The following is a 17,077-nucleotide window of genomic DNA, read 5'->3' on the forward strand; positions in this document are numbered from 1 at the left end:
CGTCAGCCCGCGTCCGTGTCCGGGGCCGGGCGGACCGGCCCGCCGATCTCCTCCTCCGCCGGCGCGATGATGCCGCCGCCCGCGTCGTCCGGCCCGCGCAGCACGTTGAGGACGTGGTAGCCGAGCAGGACCGCGATGGTGCCGAGCGCGATGCCCTGCAGCGGGAAGTCGTCGGTGACCTGCAGTGTCACGTTCCCGATCGCCAGGATGATCGCCGCCGCGACCGGGACGAGGTTGACCGGGTCGCCGAAGTCCACCCGGTTCTCGATCCAGATCTTCGCGCCGAGCAGGCCGATCATCCCGTACAGGACGACGGTGATGCCGCCGAGCACGCCGCCGGGGGTCGCGGCGACGAGCGCGCCGAACTTGGGGCACAGCCCGAACAGGATCGCCACGATCGCGGCGACGTAGTAGGCGGCGGTCGAGTAGATCCGGGTCGCGGCCATGACGCCGATGTTCTCGGCGTAGGTGGTGGTGGGCGAGCCGCCGACCGCGCTGGCGAGGGTGGTGCCGATGCCGTCCGCGGCGATGGCGCGGCCGAGGACGGGGTTCAGGTCCTCGCCGGTCATCGCGGACACGGCCTTGACGTGCCCGGTGTTCTCCGCGATGAGCGCGATGACCGCCGGCAGCGCCAGCAGGATCGCCGAGGTCTTGAAGTCGGGGCCGTGCAGGCTCGGGAACCCGAACCAGTCGGCGGCCTTCACGCTCGCGAAGCCGACGCGGTCGTGCGGGAACGCGGTGGCGATGCAGTACGGGCCCTCGGCGGTGCACGCCTTGCCCGCCCCGTCCAGCAGGTTCTGGCCGGGCAGAACCGACGTGATCTGGCCCGCGGTCTTGTCGAGAATCCACGAAAGGACGAAGCCGAAGATCAGCGCCAGCAGGATCGTGATGCGCGCCCAGAAGCCGCGCAGCAGCACCGCGCACAGGACGGCGAAACCGAGCGTGGCGAGCGCGATCCACTGGTCCTGCGGCCAGTACACGGTCGCGACCACCGGGGCGAGGTTGAAGCCGATGAGCATGACCACGGCGCCGGTCACCACGGGCGGGAACACCCGGTGGATGACCTCGGCCCCCGCGAAGTGGATGAGGACGCCGATCAGCGCGAGCACGGCTCCCGAGACCAGGATCGCGCCGGTCACGGTCGCGCTGTCGCCGCCCGCCGCGCGGATCGCCGCGACCGCGCCGACGAACGAGGCGCTCGTGCCGAGGTAGCTCGGCACCCGGCCGCCGACGATCAGCAGGAACAGGATCGTCGCGACCCCGGACATCATGATGGCGAGGTTGGGGTCCAGGCCCATCACGATGGGGAACACGAACGTCGCGCCGAACATCGCCACCACGTGCTGGGCGCCGATGCCGGCGGTGCGCGGCCACGACAGCCGCTCGTCCGGTCGGACGACCTCCCCGGGCGGCGGCGTTCTCCCGTCGCCGTGCAGTTTCCAGCCGATCACCATCGGGCCCCTCCTGCTCATCCGGCCGCGGTCATGCGGGCAAGGTAGATCTACCCCGATGGCCGGGCATCGGCGAGTTCTGCCAAAGCCCGGGCCGCCTCTTGGGAGGACCGGCCGACGTGAGCCCGGTTACACTACCCTCAGATACCGCGCATGCGCAGTACGTGCAGAGCGAGGGTGAGGTTGAGCCGTAGATGCGCGTCCTCGGTGAAGGCGCCGAGCATCCGTTCCAGTTTCCCGATGCGGTACCGGAGCGTGTTGTAGTGGAAGTGGAGCCGGCGGGCCGTCTCGGCGACGTTGAGGTTGGTCTCCAGCAGCACCTGCAGGGTGCGGCGCAGGTCGACCAGTTCGGGCTCGTCGTCGGCGGCGAGGTCGCCGAGCGTCTCCCGGACGAAAGCGTGCAGTTCCGCCGGATCCGACACCAGGCTGAGCAGCCGGTACACGCCGAGCTGGTCGAAGTGCGCCCGCGCGCCCGCGCCGTTGAGCTGGCGGCCGACCCGGACGGCCTTCCCCGCCTGCTCGTACGCCTCGGGCAGCGCCACCGGGGACGTCACCGTCCGGCTGATCCCGGTGGAGAACGTCCGCCGCACCGGCAGGTGTTCGGCGAAGATCGACGAAGCCTCCTTCACCATCGCCTGCACCGGGCCGGCCGCCCACTCGGCGGGGTCCTCCCCGTCCGCGCCGACGACCGCGACGACCTCGTGCGCGAAGCTCGCCACGGCCGCGCCCTTGTCGTGCCGGCGGACGGCGGTCGTCCACGCGGCGGCGAGCCGCTCCTGCGCGGACCGCTCCTCGGCGCCGCGCCCCTTGCCGTCCGGGTCGGGCGCCCGGCCGCGCCCCTTGCCGTCGGAGTCGGGGGCGGCGCCGCGCGGGCGGCCGTCGAGCTCGGCGACGATCACCATCATCGGGCGGTCCAGGTCCCAGCCGAACCCGCCGCAGTGCGCGACGACGCGGCCGTCGTCGCCGGCGCGCCCGGCCAGGATGTCGCGCAGGAAGTCGGCGCGGTACTTGCTCTCGACCGCCGCGACGGCCTGCTGCTTGGTCACCACGAGCGCGGCGACGGTCGCGGCGCGCTCCAGGATGCCGAGGTCGGTCCCGCGCAGCGTGCCGGCGGGGCTGAACGCGACGATCCGGCCGTGGTCGAAGCCGCCCGCCATCACGGGCACGGCCAGGTGGTCGCCGGTGCCGTGCGCGCCGATGATGCCGCAGCCGCCGCGCCCGCAGGCCGCGTGCCGGCCCGCGTCGAACGCGCGCATCGCCTGGACGTGCTCGTCCGGCCCGGCGCCGGCGAGGACGCGCTGCTCGCCGTCCAGCACCACGACCGCCACGTCCAGGAGGGTGGCGACCTCGTCGACGACCTCCTGGAGGCCGCCGCCGCACAGCACGATCTGCACGAGCGCCCGGTGCACCTCCTCGGTGCGGGCGAGGACGGACGCCTGCCGGTTCAGGATGTCGGTCAGGACCTGGTTCAGGATGTCGTCGAAGCCGACGTCGTTCGGGAGCAGGATCAGGGGGAAGCCGCGCCGGTCCGCCTGCGCGATCATCTCGGCGGGGAGGGAGTCCAGGTAGCGGCCCAGTTTGATGGCCAGGGCCGCGAGGCCGCGCTCGTCCAGGTCGGCGACCAGGTTGTCGAGCGACTGGGGGGTGTTGCGGAGGGGGTAGCCGGTGGTGAGGAGCAGTTCGTTCGGTTTGACCCACGACAGGATGTCGGGGACCTCCATCACGTTGAGCCGCTGGACGACGCGCTCGAGTCCGGCGCGGCCGGCGATGAGGCGGGCGCCGTTCAGGGTGCTGACGCCGAGGACCTCCCCGACCGACAGGCCGTAGGTCAGTGTTCCGGTACTCGCGAGCCGGAGGGCCGGTGGGCCCGGGTCCGCAGTGGTGTAACTCATGCCAGGGGTCACCTCGCTTTTGGTGCGTACATCGTCCGTAACGATGTGATCGCTACCGGTTCCTGATCAAAAATGACAACAAAGACGAACGATGACAACCATCCTTGGCAGCTTTCTCCATACGTCCGGTGCGGGGCCCGTTCTACCGTCGTCGCGAGGCCGGGCCGCCCGCATGCCGGACGGCCACCGACACCGGCCTCGGGAGGATCCGTGACTGCCCTCGTCCGCGACCCGATCCCGCTGCAGGCCCGGCCGCGGCGGCGGCCGCCCGCCGCCGGGGCCGCGAGCCTCGCGCTGCGCCCGCTGCTGGACCCGCCGCGCCGCCCGGCCCGGGTCATCGCGGTGTTCCCGGCGGCGCTGTACCTGGAGATGCGGGGCGGCCCCGAGCCGCGCGTGCTCGCCGTCGTCACCTCCGACGCCGGGCGGCTGCCGAACGCGGTGGTGGTCGTGGCGACGCGCCGCGAGCACCCGTTCCGGTCCGTCCGCGAGGGCGGGGACGCCCTGGTCGGCGAGGGCCGGGTGGAGGCGGACGGGCTGACCGTGCGCGTCCGCCGCTGGTGGGACCCGTCCCCGGCGCTCGCCGGGATGCGGCCGGCCGCGCTCGACCGCGGCGTCCGCGCCCTGGCGGACGAGCTGACCGCGGCCGGCGCGCTCACCGCCGCCGGACCGGCGGGCGGCGGCCTCGACGGGCACCCGGACCCGGTGGACCTCGCCGCCGCCTGCGCGGCCGGCGACCTCGCGGGCGCCGTGGAGGCGGCCGAGCGGATCGTGGGCCTCGGGCCGGGGCTGACGCCGTCCGGCGACGACATCCTGTGCGGCCTGCTGGTCTCGCTGCGGCTGGTCGGCGGCGCCGTCCGGCACGGCGAGCCGGCGGTGCGGCTGGCCGACTGGCTCGGCGCCGCCGTCACCGCCGACGCCGGCACCCGCACGACCGCACTGGCCGCGACGCTGCTGCACTGCGCGGCGGCGGGCGGCGCGGGCGCCGAGGTCGCGGCCGTGCTGCGCTTCGTCACCGGCCACGAGCCGCCGGGCGGCGCGGGGCAGAGCGCCGTACGGCGGCTGCTGTCGGTCGGCCACACCTCGGGCACCGACCTCGCGCACGGCGTCCTCGCCGGCTGCCGCGCCGCCCTCGCCCTGACCGCGCCCGCCGCCCGCCGCGTGCCGAAGGCCACCGCATGACCGATTGGGTCGAGGTCCGGCGGGGGGGCTACCACGATTCGGTCACGCTCATGCGGGTCAGCCGGGAACTGGCCGGGCGGCCCGGCGTCACCGGGGCCATGGTGGCGATGGCTACCGGGCTGAACCGCGAGATGTTCGAGCGGATGGGGTTCGCCGTCCCCGGCGAGGCGGGGCCCGACGACCTCGTCGTGGCGATCCGGGTGGACGGCGGGGGGCTCGACGAGGCGCGCGAGGCGCTGGACGGGCTGCTGCGCGACGCGTCCCGCCCCCCGGCCGGCGGCGGCCTGCTGGGCGCCCCGGAGCCGCCGCGCACGACCTGGTCGGCGGCGGCGCGGGCGGACGCGACCGTCGCGCTGGTGTCGGTGCCGGGCCCGCACGTGTTCCCCGAGGCGGCGGACGCCCTCGACGCCGGCCTCAACGTGATGATCTTCAGCGACAACGTGCCGCTCGCGCAGGAGATCACGCTGAAGGAGGCGGCGGCCCGGCGCGGCCTGATCGTGATGGGCCCGGACTGCGGGACGGCGGTGATCGGCGGCGCGGGCCTCGGGTTCGCGAACGCGGTCCGCCCCGGGCCGGTCGGCGTCGTGGCGGCGTCGGGGACGGGCGCGCAGCAGCTGATGTGCCTGCTGGACGCGGCGGGCGCCGGGGTGAGCCACGTGCTGGGCGTCGGCGGCCGGGACCTGTCGCCGCAGGTGAGCGGCCGGTCGGCGCTGTCCGCGCTCGCGGCGCTGGACGCCGACCCGGGCACCGAGCTGATCGTGCTGGTGTCGAAGCCGCCCGCGCCGCAGGTGCTGGACCTGATCCGGGAGGCGGCGCGGCGGCTGGACACGCCCGTGGTGTTCGCCCTGCCGACGCCCGGCGAGGACGACCTGACGCGGGCCGCGGAGAAGGTGCTGACGGCGCTCGGGCGGACCGTCCCGGAGTGGCCGCGCTGGACGGCGGCGAGACGTCCGGCCCCGGTGGCCGGGCGGGCGCTGCGCGGGCTGTTCGCGGGCGGCACGCTGCGGGACGAGGCCGAGATGATCGCGCGGGAGGCGCTCGGCTGGGACCTGGAGGCGCGCGGCCACCGGTTCACCGACTTCGGCGACGACGCCTACACGCGGGGCCGCGCGCACCCGATGATCGACCCGACGCTGCGGCTGGAGGCGCTGCGCGCCGCGGCCGCCGACCCGGGCTGCGGCGTCCTGCTCCTGGACGTGGTGCTCGGCCACGGCGCCGAGCCCGACCCGGCCGCCGCGCTCGCCCCGGCCCTCGCCGACGCGGTGAAGGACCGTCCGGACCTGGCCGTCGCCGTGTCGCTGTGCGGGACGCCGGCCGATCCGCAGGGCCGCGACCGGCAGGCCGCGGCGCTGTGCGAGGCCGGCGCCGACGTGTTCGCCTCGAACGCGCAGGCGGCCCGGCACGCCGTGCGGATGGTGGAAGGGGTGTCGGCGTGACCGATCAGCGGCTGGGCGGGCTGCTCTCCCGCGACCCCCGGGTGGTCACCGCGGGCGTCGAGGTGCTGGCCGAGGCCCTCGCCGAGCAGGCCGTCCCGGTGGAGGCGGTCGACTGGCGGCCCCCGCCGGCCGGGACGGAGGCGGCGCTCGCGGCGGTCCTCGGCGACCCCGGTCACGCCGAGGCCAACGCCCGCGCCGTGCGGCGCATGGTGACGGCCCGTCCGCACCTGGTGGACGTGCGGCCTGCGCGGGACGTCCTCGGCCTGGAGCCCGGGACGTTCCTGCACGCGGGCCCGCCGCTGGAGTGGGACCGGGCGTCCGGCCCGATGCGGGGCGCGCTCATCGGCGCGATGCTCCTCGAAGGGCTCGCCGAGACGCCGCTCGGCGCGCGGCACGCGCTGGAACGCGGCACGGCCACCTTGGAACCGTGCCACCACCACGGGACGGTCGGGCCGATGGCGGGCGTGGTCAGCCCGTCCATGTGGATGTTCGTGGTCGAGGACGCCGAGCACGGCGGAACCGCGTACTGCTCGCTCAACGAGGGGCTCGGGAAGGTCCTGCGGTACGGGGCGTACGGGCCGGAGGTCATCGAGCGGCTGACGTGGATGGGCGAGGTCCTCGGCCCCGCGCTGCGGGCGGCGGTCCGGCGGCACGGCCCGCTCGACCTGATGTCGGTCATCGCGCAGGCGCTGCAGATGGGCGACGAGCTGCACAACCGGAACCGGGCCGCGACGTCGCTGCTGCTGCGCGAGCTGGCGCCCGACCTCGCCGCCGCCGAGGAGGTCCCCCGCGCCCAGGCCGCCGAGGCGCTGCGGTTCGCGGCGGGCAACGACCACTTCTTCCTGAACGCGGGGATGGCGGCGGCGAAGGCGTGCGCGGACGCGGCCCGCGACGTTCCCGGGTCGAGCCTGGTCGTGGCGATGGCCCGCAACGGCACCGACTTCGGCATCCAGGTGTCGGGCACGGGCGGCCGCTGGTTCACCGCGCCCGCCGGCGTCCCGGACGGCCTCTACCTGGGCGGCTACGGCCCGGACGACGCCAACCCCGACATCGGCGACTCGGCGATCACCGAGACGGCCGGGACGGGCGGGTTCGCGCTCGCCGCCGCGCCCGCGATCGTCCGGTTCGTCGGCGGCGAGGTCCCGGACGCGGTCGCCGCCACCCAGCGCATGTACGAGATCACGCTGGCCGAGCATCCGGCGCTGCAGATCCCGCTGCTGTCGTTCCGGGGCACGCCGGTCGGCGTCGACGCCACCCGCGTCGTCCGCACCGGGATCCTGCCCGTCATCGACACCGGCATCGCGGGCCGGGAGGCCGGTACCGGCCAGGTCGGCGCGGGGCTCGTCGAGCCGCCGGCGGCCGTGTTCACCGCCGCCCTGCACGCCCTCGCGGAGATCGCGTAGGGGCCGCGGCAAGGGGTACCGTCCCGGACATGAGCGAGTCGATCACCGGGGAGCAGTACGCCCTCAGCGCCGGGCCGTACCAGGCCGTCATCACCGAGTCGGGCGCCAGCCTGCGCGAGCTGACCCGCGAGGGACGGCCGCTGGTGCTGTCGCACGGCGCGGACGAGCCGGCCCCGGCCGCGTTCGGGCACCTGCTGATCCCGTGGCCGAACCGCGTCGACCGCGGCCGCTACTCCTACGGCGGCGCCGAGCACCAGCTGGACGTGTCCGAGCCCGCGAAGGACTGCGCGATCCACGGCCTCGTCCGGTGGGCGTCGTGGCAGGTCGCCGAGCACGAGCCGGACCGGGTGCGGCTCACCCACCGCCTCCTCGCGACGGGCGGCTACCCGTTCCGCCTCGACCTGGAGGCCGAGTACTCCCTCGACGCGTCCGAGGGTCTCCGCGTGCGGATGACCGTCCGCAACCCGGGGACGAAGACGGCGCCGTACGGGCACGGCGCGCACCCGTACCTGACGGTCGGCGAACCCATCGACGGCTGCACGGTCCACCTGCTCGCCGACCGGTACATCCCGGTGAACGACCGGATGGTCCCGTGCGGGCCGTCCGAGGACGTCACGGGTACCAGGTACGACCTGCGCACGGGCCCGGTGCTCGGCGACCGGCGGATCGACAACGCGTTCGCCGACCTGAACCGCGACGGCGACGGCCGCGTCTGTGTGATCCTCTCCGGCGGCGGCCGGACGGTCCGCCTCTGGGCCGACGAGTCGCACCCGTGGATGGAGATCTACACCGCCGACAACACTCCCGACCCCCGCGAGGGCCTCGGCGTCGAACCCATGACGTGCCCGCCGAACGCCTTCGTCTCCGGCGACGGCCTCGTCCACCTGGAGCCGGGCGCCGAGTTCACCGGCACGTGGGGCATCGTCGAGGACGCCTGATCCGGACCGTCCCGATGTGTTCCCCGGCGGGCGGCGGTTGGGGGATCATTGCGGGGTGAACCTCAGTGTGTCCTCGTTCGACGACCTGTCCGCGCGCATCGCCGCCGCCCGCGACGCGCACGGCGAGCGCTTCCCCGGCGGCGCGGAGGGCCGGCAGCCGGTGCACACCGTGTACGTGCCGGCCGACCGGTTCTCCCGCTCGACGCCCGCCGACTTCGGCGCCGAGGCGCTGCGGCTGCTGAACACGCACACGCCGGGCGCCGGGTCGTTCGGCGCCGCGTTCGGGCTCGATCCCGAGCTGGCCGAGCCCGTGCGCGAGCGGGTCGCGGCGAAGCTCGCGAACGAGCCGGTCGAGGACGTCCGGATCGACTTCGAGGACGGCTACGGCGTCCGCGACGACGCCGAGGAGGACGCGCACGTCGAGCAGGTCGTCGACGCCGTCGCCGCCGCGTACCAGGTCAAGGGCCTGCCCCACTACTGGGGGGTGCGGGTGAAGTCGTTCGCCGACGGCGGGCACGAGCGGGCGATGCGGACGCTCGACGGGTTCCTGACCTCGCTGCGCGACCGGCTCGGCCGGCTGCCGGGCGGGTTCACGATCACCTTCCCGAAGGTGCTGACGGCCGAGCACGTCCGGCTGTTCACCGAGTTCCTGGACCGGCTGGAGACCTCGCTCGGGCTGCCGCAGGGCATCCTGCGGTTCGAGATCCAGGTCGAGACGCCGCAGTCGCTCATCGACCACGCGGAGGAGCGCGTCGGGCTCGGCCCGCTGGTCGCCGCGGCGCAGGGCCGCGTCACCGCCGCCCACTTCGGCGTGTTCGACTACACCGCCGCGCTGGGACTGCCGCCGCACGAGCAGCGGCTCGACCATCCGGCGTGCGACTTCGCCCGGCACCTCATGCAGGTGTCGCTCGCCGGCACCGGCGTGCGGCTGTCGGACGGCTCCACCAACGTCATCCCGCGCAACGACGGCCCGGACGAGGTCAACGCGGCGTGGGCGGTGCACGCGGCGCACGTCCGGCACTCGCTGACGCACGGCTTCTACCAGGGCTGGGACCTGCACCCCGCGCACCTGCCGAGCCGGTACGCCGCCGTGTACGCGTTCCACCTGACCGGCGTCGACGACGTCATCGGACGCGTCCGGGCCTGGCACGAGCAGGCGGCGGGCAGCGCGAGCGGCTTCCTGGACGAGCCCGCCACCATCAAGGCGCTCACCGCCCGGCTGCGCCGCGCGGTCGACTGCGGCGCCCTGGACGAGAGCGTCCTCCCCGTGTCCTAGCCCCGCTGCCGACCGCTCCGCCAGAGCGGGACGACCACGTCGAGGACGGCGCCGAGCTGCTCCTCCTCGTAAGCGAAGTGCGCGTCCAGGTCGGCGGTCATCGTGTCGAGTTCCGCGCGGACGCGGTCCGGGTCGCGGGAGCCGGCGTCGTCCAGCAGGGCTTGGATCTTCCGCCGGTTCGCGGTGACGGCCGTGTGCTCGCGGCGCAGCCTGGCGATGACCGGGGCGAGGCCGGGGAACTGGGCCTCCAGGCGGGGGAAGGCGCGTCCCTCCTCGTTGTCGTGGTGCTCGCCGAGGACGCCGCAGACCGAGACGCAGTGTTCGCGGAGCTGGCGCGCCAGGCCGGGAACGTCGCGGCGCCCGTCGTCCAAGGCGTCGGCGTCGGCGCGGAGGTCCGCGAGGCGGGCCCGCAGGTCGTTGTGGATCCGGGCGAGTTCGGTGCCGGCTCCGTCGGGGAGCCCGCGGTGGACGGCGACGACCGGGATGACGCGCGCGGTCTGCAGCTGGTACTCGGCGAAGACGGGGATGGCCTCGCTGCGCAGCGCGTACAGCCGGTCGCGCTCGTCGCCTTCGATGGGGACCGCGACGCCGTCGAAGGTCTCGGTGCCGAGTTCGACGGTGACGCGGGGGTCGGCGCGGATGTTGTGGTACCAGGCCGGGTCGTGCGGCAGGCCGGCGTTGGAGGCGAACACGAGCAGCCGGTCGCCGTCCGGCATGCAGCCGAGGGGCGTGGTGTGCGGCCTGCCGGTCCTGGCGCCGGTGCTGGTGAGGATGAGCAGGTCCGCGCCCTCGAAGCGGCCGCCGACCCGGCCGGCGTTCGCGCGGAACTCCTCGATGACCTGCCGGTTCCAGTCGCTCATCGGAGCCGTCTCCTATCCTGGACGCGATCGGATCATTTGCTTTGGAAGCAAAGCTATTTTGGAAGCAGAGGCAATGTCAACCGATGAGAGCGCCGGTCCGGACGTCGACGACGGCATCCGGACGATGCTGCTGCTGATGCCGCGGCTCGTCTCCGCCGCCAAGAAGATCAGGGTGCCGGCCGAGCTGGCGTCCTTCGACCTCGCGCCGCGGCACCTGTCACTGCTGGCCTACCTGCTGTTCGACGGGCCGATGACCGTGAACGCGCTGGCCGGACGGCTGGAGGTGGCGCCCGCGACGGTCAGCCTGATGGTCGGCGACCTCAGCCGGCAGGGCATCCTCGAACGCCGCGAGGACCCCGGCGACCGGCGCCGCACGATCGTCAGCGTCGCCGAGCGGCACCTGCCCGCGATCAACGGCTGGCTCGGCCAGGGCGCCGGCGCCTGGCGCACCGCCCTGGAGCCGCTCACCGCGGCGCAGCGGAAGCTGTTCATCGACACGCTGCTGGCCTACGAACGCGCCGTCACCGAGGCCCGCGCCGCCCGCTGACACCCCGCACGCCCTTGACCGCGAACGCGGGTCAGCGATCAGCGGTCGCGGCGGTTGAAGGCGTCGAGGTCGCCGGGGGTGTCGATGTCGTCGGGGGCCGCCACGTCGCCGCACGGAACGGGTGTGACCAAGCCGGAGTGGGCGCGCAGGTAGCCGCGCGCGCCCTGGTCGCCGACCGCTGCGGCGGCGACGCCCGCGAAGTGCTCGGCGCGCAGCAGGACGGGGTTGCGGCGCTCTCCCCCGTAGGTCGCGACGGCGATCGTCGCGCCCGCCTCGTAGGCGGCGATCAGGCGTCCGACGGCGGCCGGGGTGATGAGGGGCTGGTCGACGAGGGCGATCACCACGGCGGGGCAGGCGGGCGGCAGCGCGGCGAGGCCGGCGCGCAGCGAGGAGCCCATGCCGTCCCGCCAGCCGGGGTTGGGGACGACGACCGCGCCGATGACCTCGATTTGGGCCGCGCCCGCCACCACCAGGACCGGAGAGCAGCCGCCGTCCCGCAGCGTCCGGACGCCCCGGTCGACGAGGCGTTCGCCGTCCAGCTCCAGGGTGGCCTTGGGACGCCCGAGCCGGCTGCCCTCCCCCGCCGCGAGCAGCAGGCCGGCCGGGGACTCCGCACCGTGCAACGTCATCCCGCGAGGGTAGTGCGGACGGGCGCGCCGGTGTGGAAGGTCAGGGCGCGTCGGCGTGGATCTTGCCGCTGGTGTCGGTGAGCGGCCGTCCCGAACCGCCCCAGCGGAGCTGGACGAGTTCCGCCGCGATCGACACCGCCGTCTCCTCCGGTGTCCGGGCACCGAGGTCGAGGCCGATCGGGGAGCGCAGCCGCCCGAGCTCGGCGTCGCTCAGGCCCGCATCGCGGAGCCGGGCGAGCCGGTCGTCGTGGGTGCGGCGCGACCCCATCGCGCCGATGTAGCCGGCGTCCGTGCGGAGCGCCACCTCCAGGAGCGGCACGTCGAACTTGGGGTCGTGGGTCAGGACGCAGATGGCGGTGCGCTCGTCGATGCCGGTGCGCGCCTCCTCCAGGAACTTGTGCGGCCACTTCACCACGACCTCGTCGGCCTCGGGGAACCGCTTGGGCGTCGCGAACACCGGCCGCGCGTCGCAGACCGTGACGTTGTAGCCGAGGAACTTGCCGACGCGGGCGACGGCCGCCGCGAAGTCGATCGCGCCGAACACCAGCAGCTTCGGCGGCGGGGCGAAGGAGTGGACGAAGACGGTCAGGTCGTCCAGCCGCCGCTCCCCCTCGGGGCCGTAGTGGCGCTGGCCGGTGATGCCCTGCGCGAGCATGCCGCGCGCGTCGTCGTCCACGGCGGCGTCGAGGCGTTCCGCGTGCGGCTCGCCCGGCGCGAGAGAGCCGGAGGCGCGGCCGGCCCAGACGACGCGGCGGGCGCCGATGCGGCCGGGGCCGGCGACGACGGTCGCGACCGCGACCGGCTCGTGCCGCTCGATCGCCTCCGCGACCTCGGTGAACTCGGGGAACGTGGCGGGGCCGACGGGCTCCACCAGCACGTCCAGGATCCCGCCGCAGGTGAGGCCGACGGCGAACGCGTCGTCGTCGGTCACCCCGTACCGCTGGACGACCGGCTCGCCCGTCGCCAGCACCGACTGCGCAAGCTCGTAGACGGCGCCCTCCACGCAGCCGCCGGACACGCTGCCCGCCACCTCCCCGGCGGGCGACACCGCCATCGCCGCCCCCGGCGGGCGCGGCGCGCTGCGGAAGGTGTGCACCACGGTCGCGAGCCCGAAGGTCTCCCCGGACGCGTACCAGCCGGCGATGTCGTCGAGCACGTCACGCATGAGCCCTCCTCTTTCCGCCGCCCGCGACGATGCGGGCCAGCTCCTCCAGCGCCGCCAGGCTGTGCCCGGACGTGAAGTCGTCGACGTGCGGCAGCGCCGCCGCCATCCCGGCGGTCAGCGGCTCGTAGCCGGGCCGCGCCCGGTGCGGGTTCGCCCACACGACGCGGTGCGCGAGCCGGTGCAGCCGCGCCATCTGCTCGCCGAGCAGCGACGCGTCGCCGCGCTCCCAGCCGTCGGAGGCGATCACGACGATCGCGCCGCGGGCCAGGCCGCGCTGCCCGAACCGGTCGAGGAACTCCTTCAGCTCCTCGCCGAGCCGGGTGCCGCCGCTCCAGTCCGGGATGGCGGCGGACGCCGCCGCCATCGCCGCGTCCGGGTCGCGGTGCCGCAACTCCCGGGTGAGGCGGGTGAGCCGCGTCCCGGCGCTGAACACCTCGACGTCGCGGCCGCCGGACCGGGCGGCGGCGTGCGCGAACCGCAGCAGCGCGTCGGCGTACGGGCTCATCGACCCGCTGACGTCCACGATCAGGACGACGCGGCGGGGACGGGTTCGGTGCGCGCGGTGCCGCAGCAGGGACATCTCGCCGCCGCGCCGCAGCGTCTCCCGGACCGTCCGCGCGGGGTCGAGCCGCCCCGCCGGGGAGGGCGCGAACCGGCGCGACCTGCGCTGCTCCGCGCCCGCGTCCAGGACGGCGATCAGCCGCGCGACCTCGGCGCGCTCGGCGGCGCTCAGCCGCGCCAGGTCGCGGTCGCGGAGTACCTCGACCGCGCTGGCGGTGGCCGCCTTCAGCTCCCCGGCCTCCTCGTTCCCGGCCTGCGCGCCCGGATCGGGCATCGTCATCCGGCGGACGACGACGGGCGGGGGGCGGCGCCCCGGCCGCGCGGTCGCGCCGGAGAAGTACGCGGCGAAGCACCGGTCGTAGCGGGCCAGGTCGTCGGGGTCGGCGCACAGCGTCAGCCGTCCGGCCCAGTACACGTCGTTCGGGTCGAGGACGTCGAGATGGTCGAGCGCCGCCAGCAGCGCCTGGAGGCGTTCGGGATCGGCCGCGCCGCCCGCCGCGCGCAGCGTCCTGGCGAACCCGACCATGGTCTCGACGACGTCCCGCTCCACCGCTATCCCCCGTTGAGCAGGGCCTCTAGCCCGGCGCCGAGGACGCGCTGCTGGTCCTCGCGGTACTTGAGGACGGCGCCGAGCGTCACCGCGGCGGACGCCGGATCCAGCTCGCGGACGCCGAGGGCGACGAGCGCCTCCGTCCAGTCGAGGGTCTCGGCGACGCCGGGCGGCTTCAGCAGGTCGGTCTCGCGCATCCGCTGCGCGGCGCGGGCGACCTGCCCGGCGAGCCGCTCGGCCGCGCCGGGCAGCCGCCGCCTGATGATGGCGACCTCGCGGTCGAACGACGGGTGCTCCAGCCAGTGGTACAGGCAGCGCCGCTTGAGCGCGTCGTGGACCTCGCGGGTGCGGTTGGACGTCACCACCACGACGGGCGGGCGCTCCGCCCGGATCGTGCCCAGCTCCGGGACGGTGATCGTGAAGTCGCTGAGGACCTCCAGCAGGAACGCCTCGAACTCGTCGTCGGCGCGGTCGATCTCGTCCACCAGCAGGACGCTCGGCGAGGTCTCCAGCGCCTGGAGCAGCGGCCGGGCCAGCAGGAACCGCCGGTCGTACAGCTCGCCCTCCAGCCGGGACACGTCGCTGACGCCCGCCGCCTCGGCGGCCCGCAGGTGCAGCAGCTGGCGCGGGAAGTCCCAGTCGTACAGGGCCTGGGACGCGTCGAGGCCCTCGTAGCACTGCAGCCGGATCAGCGGCGCGCCGAGCCCGCGCGCGAGGGTCTTGGCCAGCTCGGTCTTGCCGACGCCGGCCTCGCCCTCCAGGAACAGCGGCCTGCCCATCCGCAGCGCGAGGAAGCACGCCGTCGCGAGCCCCTCGTCGCACAGGTAGGCGTGCCGGTCGAGCAGTCCCGCGAGGTCCGCGGGCGATGCGAGCTGGTCCGTGGTCATCGACGCCGTCTCCCCCACGGCTCCGAGGCTACTCGGCGGGAGACGCAACTCACATGCCCGGAACCCTTGCGTTTTCGCGGTCCCTTCCTCGTGCCCGCAATCACTGATAAACCGGTAGGGAAAGTTTGAGCAGGCAGGTCTTACCCGCACGGCCGTGGACATCCCGCGGCGCGGGCTGGACGCTGGCCAGGTGGACGGGCGCGGCACCTCCGGCCCCGGTCACCCGCATCTGGAAAGGACGACCATGGCTCTGTGGAAGCCGGACCCGACCTTCTACGCCTCTCCCCGCGACGCCGCGGCCGCGCCGGCCGAGAAGCTCGCGTACGTGGCGGCCTTCGACCGGGCAGCCGAGAAACCCGACGCGATCGCGGTGCTCGACGTGGATCCGGGCTCCGGCTCCTACGGCTCCGTGGTGGGCTGGACCGACCTGCCGTACCTCGGCGACGAGCTGCACCATTTCGGGTGGAACGCGTGCAGCAGCGCCCTGTGCCCCGGGTCGCCGCATCCGCACGTGGAGCGGCGCTACCTGATCGTGCCGGGGCTGCGGTCGTCACGGGTGTACGTGATCGACACCAAGGACGACCCGCTGGCCCCGAAGATCATCAAGGTGCTGGAGCCGGACGAGCTGGCCAAGCGCGCCGGGTACTCGCGGCCCCACACCGTCCACTGCGGGCCCGAGGGCCTCTACCTGTCGGCGCTCGGCGGCGCCAACGGTGAGGACGGGCCGGGCGGGATCGCGCTGCTCGACCACGCCTCGTTCGACGTCCTCGGGCGCTGGGAGGTCGACAGGGGGCCGCAGTACTTCGCCTACGACATGTGGTGGCACATCGCGCACGACGTCCTCATCACGTCCGAGTGGGGGACGCCGTCCATGGTGGAGGACGGGGTCGTCGGCGAACTCCTGCTCGGACGCAAGTACGGGCACTCGTTGAACTTCTTCGACCTGCGCAAGCGCAAGCACGTCCAGACCGTGGACCTCGGAGACGAGCACCAGATGGTCCTGGAGCTGCGTCCGGCGCACGACCCGACCAAGCTGTACGGGTTCGCCGGCGTGGTCGTCAGCGTCGAGGACCTGTCGGCGTCCGTCTGGGTGTGGCACCGCGACGGCGACGCGTGGGCGGCGAAGAAGGTCATCACCATCCCCGCCGAACCCGCGGACGCCTCGGCCCTGCCCCCGGTGATCCAGCCGTTCGGCGCGGTTCCGCCGCTCATCACCGACATCGACCTGTCCGTGGACGACCAGTGGCTGTACGTGTCGTGCTGGGGCACCGGCGAGCTGAAGCGCTACAACGTCAGCGACCCGTTCAACCCGGTCGAGGCCGGCTCCGTGCGCATCGGCGGCATCGCCGGCCGGACACCGCACCCCGCCGCCCCGGACCGCCCCCTCGCGGGCGGCCCCCAGATGGTCGAGATCAGCCGCGACGGGAGCCGCGTCTACGTCACCAACTCGCTCTACGGCTCCTGGGACGACCAGTTCTTCCCCGACGGTGTCGGCGCGTGGATGGCCAAACTCGACTCCACCCCCGACCGCTTCTCCTTCGACGAACGCTTCTTCCCCAACGGCGACGACTTCCGAGGCCGCCGCCCGCACCAGACCCGCCTCCAGGGCGGCGACGCCTCCTCCGACTCCTACTGCTATCCGTGAACGACGGTTCGCTCGCGGCGCTCGTGGCGCTCGGCGCGTTCCACGGCCTCAACCCCGCGATGGGCTGGCTGTTCGCGGTGGCCCGCGGCCTCCAGGAGCGCAGCAGGAAGCTCGTCCTGCAGTCGCTCCCGGCGATCGCCGCGGGCCACGCCGCGTCCGTCGGCGCCGTCGCGATCCTCATCGCGCTCACCCGCTCCGCCGTCGCGACCCAGGCGGTCGCGATCGGCGGCGGCGCGGTGCTCGTCGGCTTCGGCTTCTGGCGGCTGCTGTCGCAGCGGCACTTCCGCTGGGTCGGCATGCGTATCTCGCTGTGGCAGCTCGCCGGCTGGTCGTTCCTGATGTCGTCGATGCACGGGGCGGGCCTCATGCTGCTGCCCGTCCTCACGTCCTCGGGGACGGCCCCGGCGCACCACGACCACGGGCTGGCGGCGTCGTCCGGCAGCGCCCTGTCCACCGGAATCTTCGTCACCGCGGTGCACACCCTGTCGATGTTCGCCGTCGCGGGCGTCATCGCGGTGCTCGTCTACGAGATCGTCGGCCTGGCGATCCTGCGCCGCGCCTGGTTCAACCTCGACCGCGTCTGGGCCGTCGCCCTCATCGGCGCCGGCACCGTCACCCTGTTCACCGCTCTCTAGATTCACCGCTCCCCAGGTTCACC

Annotated in this window: 15 protein-coding genes; 8 read left to right on the forward strand and 7 right to left on the reverse strand. The window is 74.4% G+C overall.

The features are described from left to right. Positions 1-2: 2 nt before the first annotated feature. Both AL2_RS07425 and AL2_RS07430 read right to left on the reverse strand, forming a co-directional pair. Positions 3-1,454: a uracil-xanthine permease family protein gene (locus AL2_RS07425; protein WP_067631236.1), complete on the reverse strand. Its 1,452-nt coding sequence runs from the start codon at positions 1,452-1,454 to the stop codon at positions 3-5. 137 nt (positions 1,455-1,591) lie between these two features. Then, positions 1,592-3,343: a PucR family transcriptional regulator gene (locus tag AL2_RS07430; protein WP_067631239.1), complete on the reverse strand. Its 1,752-nt coding sequence runs from the start codon at positions 3,341-3,343 to the stop codon at positions 1,592-1,594. A 210-nt stretch (positions 3,344-3,553) separates the two neighbouring features. On the opposite strand from AL2_RS07430, the gene AL2_RS07435 reads away from it, so the two are divergent. From AL2_RS07435 to AL2_RS07455, 5 genes are read left to right on the forward strand one after another with little or no spacing between them, the layout of a single operon-like run. After that, on the forward strand, positions 3,554-4,522 hold the full coding sequence (locus AL2_RS07435) for an oxamate carbamoyltransferase subunit AllH family protein (protein WP_067631242.1): 969 nt from the start codon (positions 3,554-3,556) through the stop codon (positions 4,520-4,522). Next, positions 4,519-5,958, forward strand: a complete 1,440-nt coding sequence (locus tag AL2_RS07440) for an AllF/FdrA family protein (protein ID WP_067631246.1) — start codon at positions 4,519-4,521, stop codon at positions 5,956-5,958. The genes AL2_RS07435 and AL2_RS07440 overlap by 4 nt, the downstream gene beginning before the upstream one ends. Next, on the forward strand, positions 5,955-7,361 hold the full coding sequence (locus tag AL2_RS07445) for a YlbE family protein (RefSeq protein WP_245666428.1): 1,407 nt from the start codon (positions 5,955-5,957) through the stop codon (positions 7,359-7,361). Before AL2_RS07440 ends, AL2_RS07445 begins: the two co-directional genes overlap by 4 nt. A gap of 29 nt (positions 7,362-7,390) precedes the next feature. Beyond that, positions 7,391-8,299 carry an aldose 1-epimerase family protein gene (locus tag AL2_RS07450; RefSeq protein ID WP_067631249.1) on the forward strand — a complete coding sequence of 303 codons (909 nt, stop codon included), beginning with the start codon at positions 7,391-7,393 and terminating at the stop codon, positions 8,297-8,299. Between the two features lie 55 nt (positions 8,300-8,354). Next, a complete protein-coding gene (locus tag AL2_RS07455; RefSeq protein ID WP_067631252.1) occupies positions 8,355-9,575 on the forward strand; it encodes a DUF6986 family protein in 1,221 nt (406 codons plus the stop codon). On the opposite strand, the gene AL2_RS07460 is transcribed toward AL2_RS07455, so the two are convergent. Beyond that, entirely contained in the window at positions 9,572-10,435 is an 864-nt protein-coding gene (locus tag AL2_RS07460) for a nitroreductase/quinone reductase family protein (RefSeq protein ID WP_067631254.1), read from the reverse strand. The genes AL2_RS07455 and AL2_RS07460 overlap by 4 nt on opposite strands. 73 nt (positions 10,436-10,508) lie before the next feature. Here AL2_RS07460 and AL2_RS07465 point away from each other — a divergent pair, with 73 nt between their 5' ends. Beyond that, complete coding sequence (locus tag AL2_RS07465; protein ID WP_067631257.1) at positions 10,509-10,982, forward strand: MarR family winged helix-turn-helix transcriptional regulator; 474 nt, start codon at positions 10,509-10,511, stop codon at positions 10,980-10,982. Between the two features lie 38 nt (positions 10,983-11,020). Here the strand turns inward: AL2_RS07465 and AL2_RS07470 are convergent, their stop codons facing one another. From AL2_RS07470 to AL2_RS07485, 4 genes are read right to left on the reverse strand one after another with little or no spacing between them, the layout of a single operon-like run. Continuing rightward, on the reverse strand, positions 11,021-11,611 hold the full coding sequence (locus AL2_RS07470) for a nucleotidyltransferase family protein (protein WP_067631260.1): 591 nt from the start codon (positions 11,609-11,611) through the stop codon (positions 11,021-11,023). A gap of 40 nt (positions 11,612-11,651) precedes the next feature. Next, on the reverse strand, positions 11,652-12,776 hold the full coding sequence (locus AL2_RS07475) for an XdhC family protein (RefSeq protein WP_067631263.1): 1,125 nt from the start codon (positions 12,774-12,776) through the stop codon (positions 11,652-11,654). Then, positions 12,769-13,863, reverse strand: a complete 1,095-nt coding sequence (locus AL2_RS07480; protein WP_067632455.1) for a vWA domain-containing protein — start codon at positions 13,861-13,863, stop codon at positions 12,769-12,771. Before AL2_RS07480 ends, AL2_RS07475 begins: the two co-directional genes overlap by 8 nt. A gap of 26 nt (positions 13,864-13,889) precedes the next feature. Then, entirely contained in the window at positions 13,890-14,774 is an 885-nt protein-coding gene (locus AL2_RS07485; RefSeq protein ID WP_067631265.1) for an AAA family ATPase, read from the reverse strand. A 244-nt stretch (positions 14,775-15,018) separates the two neighbouring features. On the opposite strand from AL2_RS07485, the gene AL2_RS07490 reads away from it, so the two are divergent. Then, a complete protein-coding gene (locus AL2_RS07490) occupies positions 15,019-16,419 on the forward strand; it encodes a selenium-binding protein SBP56-related protein (protein ID WP_067631268.1) in 1,401 nt (466 codons plus the stop codon). After that, positions 16,416-17,054 (forward strand): hypothetical protein, encoded by a 639-nt coding sequence (locus tag AL2_RS07495; protein ID WP_067631271.1) that lies wholly within the window; start codon positions 16,416-16,418, stop codon positions 17,052-17,054. The genes AL2_RS07490 and AL2_RS07495 overlap by 4 nt, the downstream gene beginning before the upstream one ends. Positions 17,055-17,077 lie beyond the last annotated feature (23 nt).

It is taken from the genome of Actinomadura latina NBRC 106108 (genome assembly GCF_001552195.1).
Lineage (GTDB): Bacteria > Actinomycetota > Actinomycetes > Streptosporangiales > Streptosporangiaceae > Spirillospora > Spirillospora latina.

Bases quoted from the DNA above. Each gene is read 5' to 3' on its own strand.
- AL2_RS07425 (WP_067631236.1), bottom strand. From the start codon at position 1,454: ATGGTGATCGGCTGGAAACTGCACGGCGACGGGAGAACGCCGCCGCCC.
- AL2_RS07430 (WP_067631239.1), bottom strand. From the start codon at position 3,343: ATGAGTTACACCACTGCGGACCCGGGCCCACCGGCCCTCCGGCTCGCG.
- AL2_RS07440 (WP_067631246.1), top strand. From the start codon at position 4,519: ATGACCGATTGGGTCGAGGTCCGGCGGGGGGGCTACCACGATTCGGTC.
- AL2_RS07450 (WP_067631249.1), top strand. From the start codon at position 7,391: ATGAGCGAGTCGATCACCGGGGAGCAGTACGCCCTCAGCGCCGGGCCG.
- AL2_RS07460 (WP_067631254.1), bottom strand. From the start codon at position 10,435: ATGAGCGACTGGAACCGGCAGGTCATCGAGGAGTTCCGCGCGAACGCC.
- AL2_RS07465 (WP_067631257.1), top strand. From the start codon at position 10,509: ATGTCAACCGATGAGAGCGCCGGTCCGGACGTCGACGACGGCATCCGG.
- AL2_RS07470 (WP_067631260.1), bottom strand. From the start codon at position 11,611: ATGACGTTGCACGGTGCGGAGTCCCCGGCCGGCCTGCTGCTCGCGGCG.
- AL2_RS07475 (WP_067631263.1), bottom strand. From the start codon at position 12,776: ATGCGTGACGTGCTCGACGACATCGCCGGCTGGTACGCGTCCGGGGAG.
- AL2_RS07480 (WP_067632455.1), bottom strand. From the start codon at position 13,863: ATGGTCGGGTTCGCCAGGACGCTGCGCGCGGCGGGCGGCGCGGCCGAT.
- AL2_RS07485 (WP_067631265.1), bottom strand. From the start codon at position 14,774: ATGACCACGGACCAGCTCGCATCGCCCGCGGACCTCGCGGGACTGCTC.
- AL2_RS07490 (WP_067631268.1), top strand. From the start codon at position 15,019: ATGGCTCTGTGGAAGCCGGACCCGACCTTCTACGCCTCTCCCCGCGAC.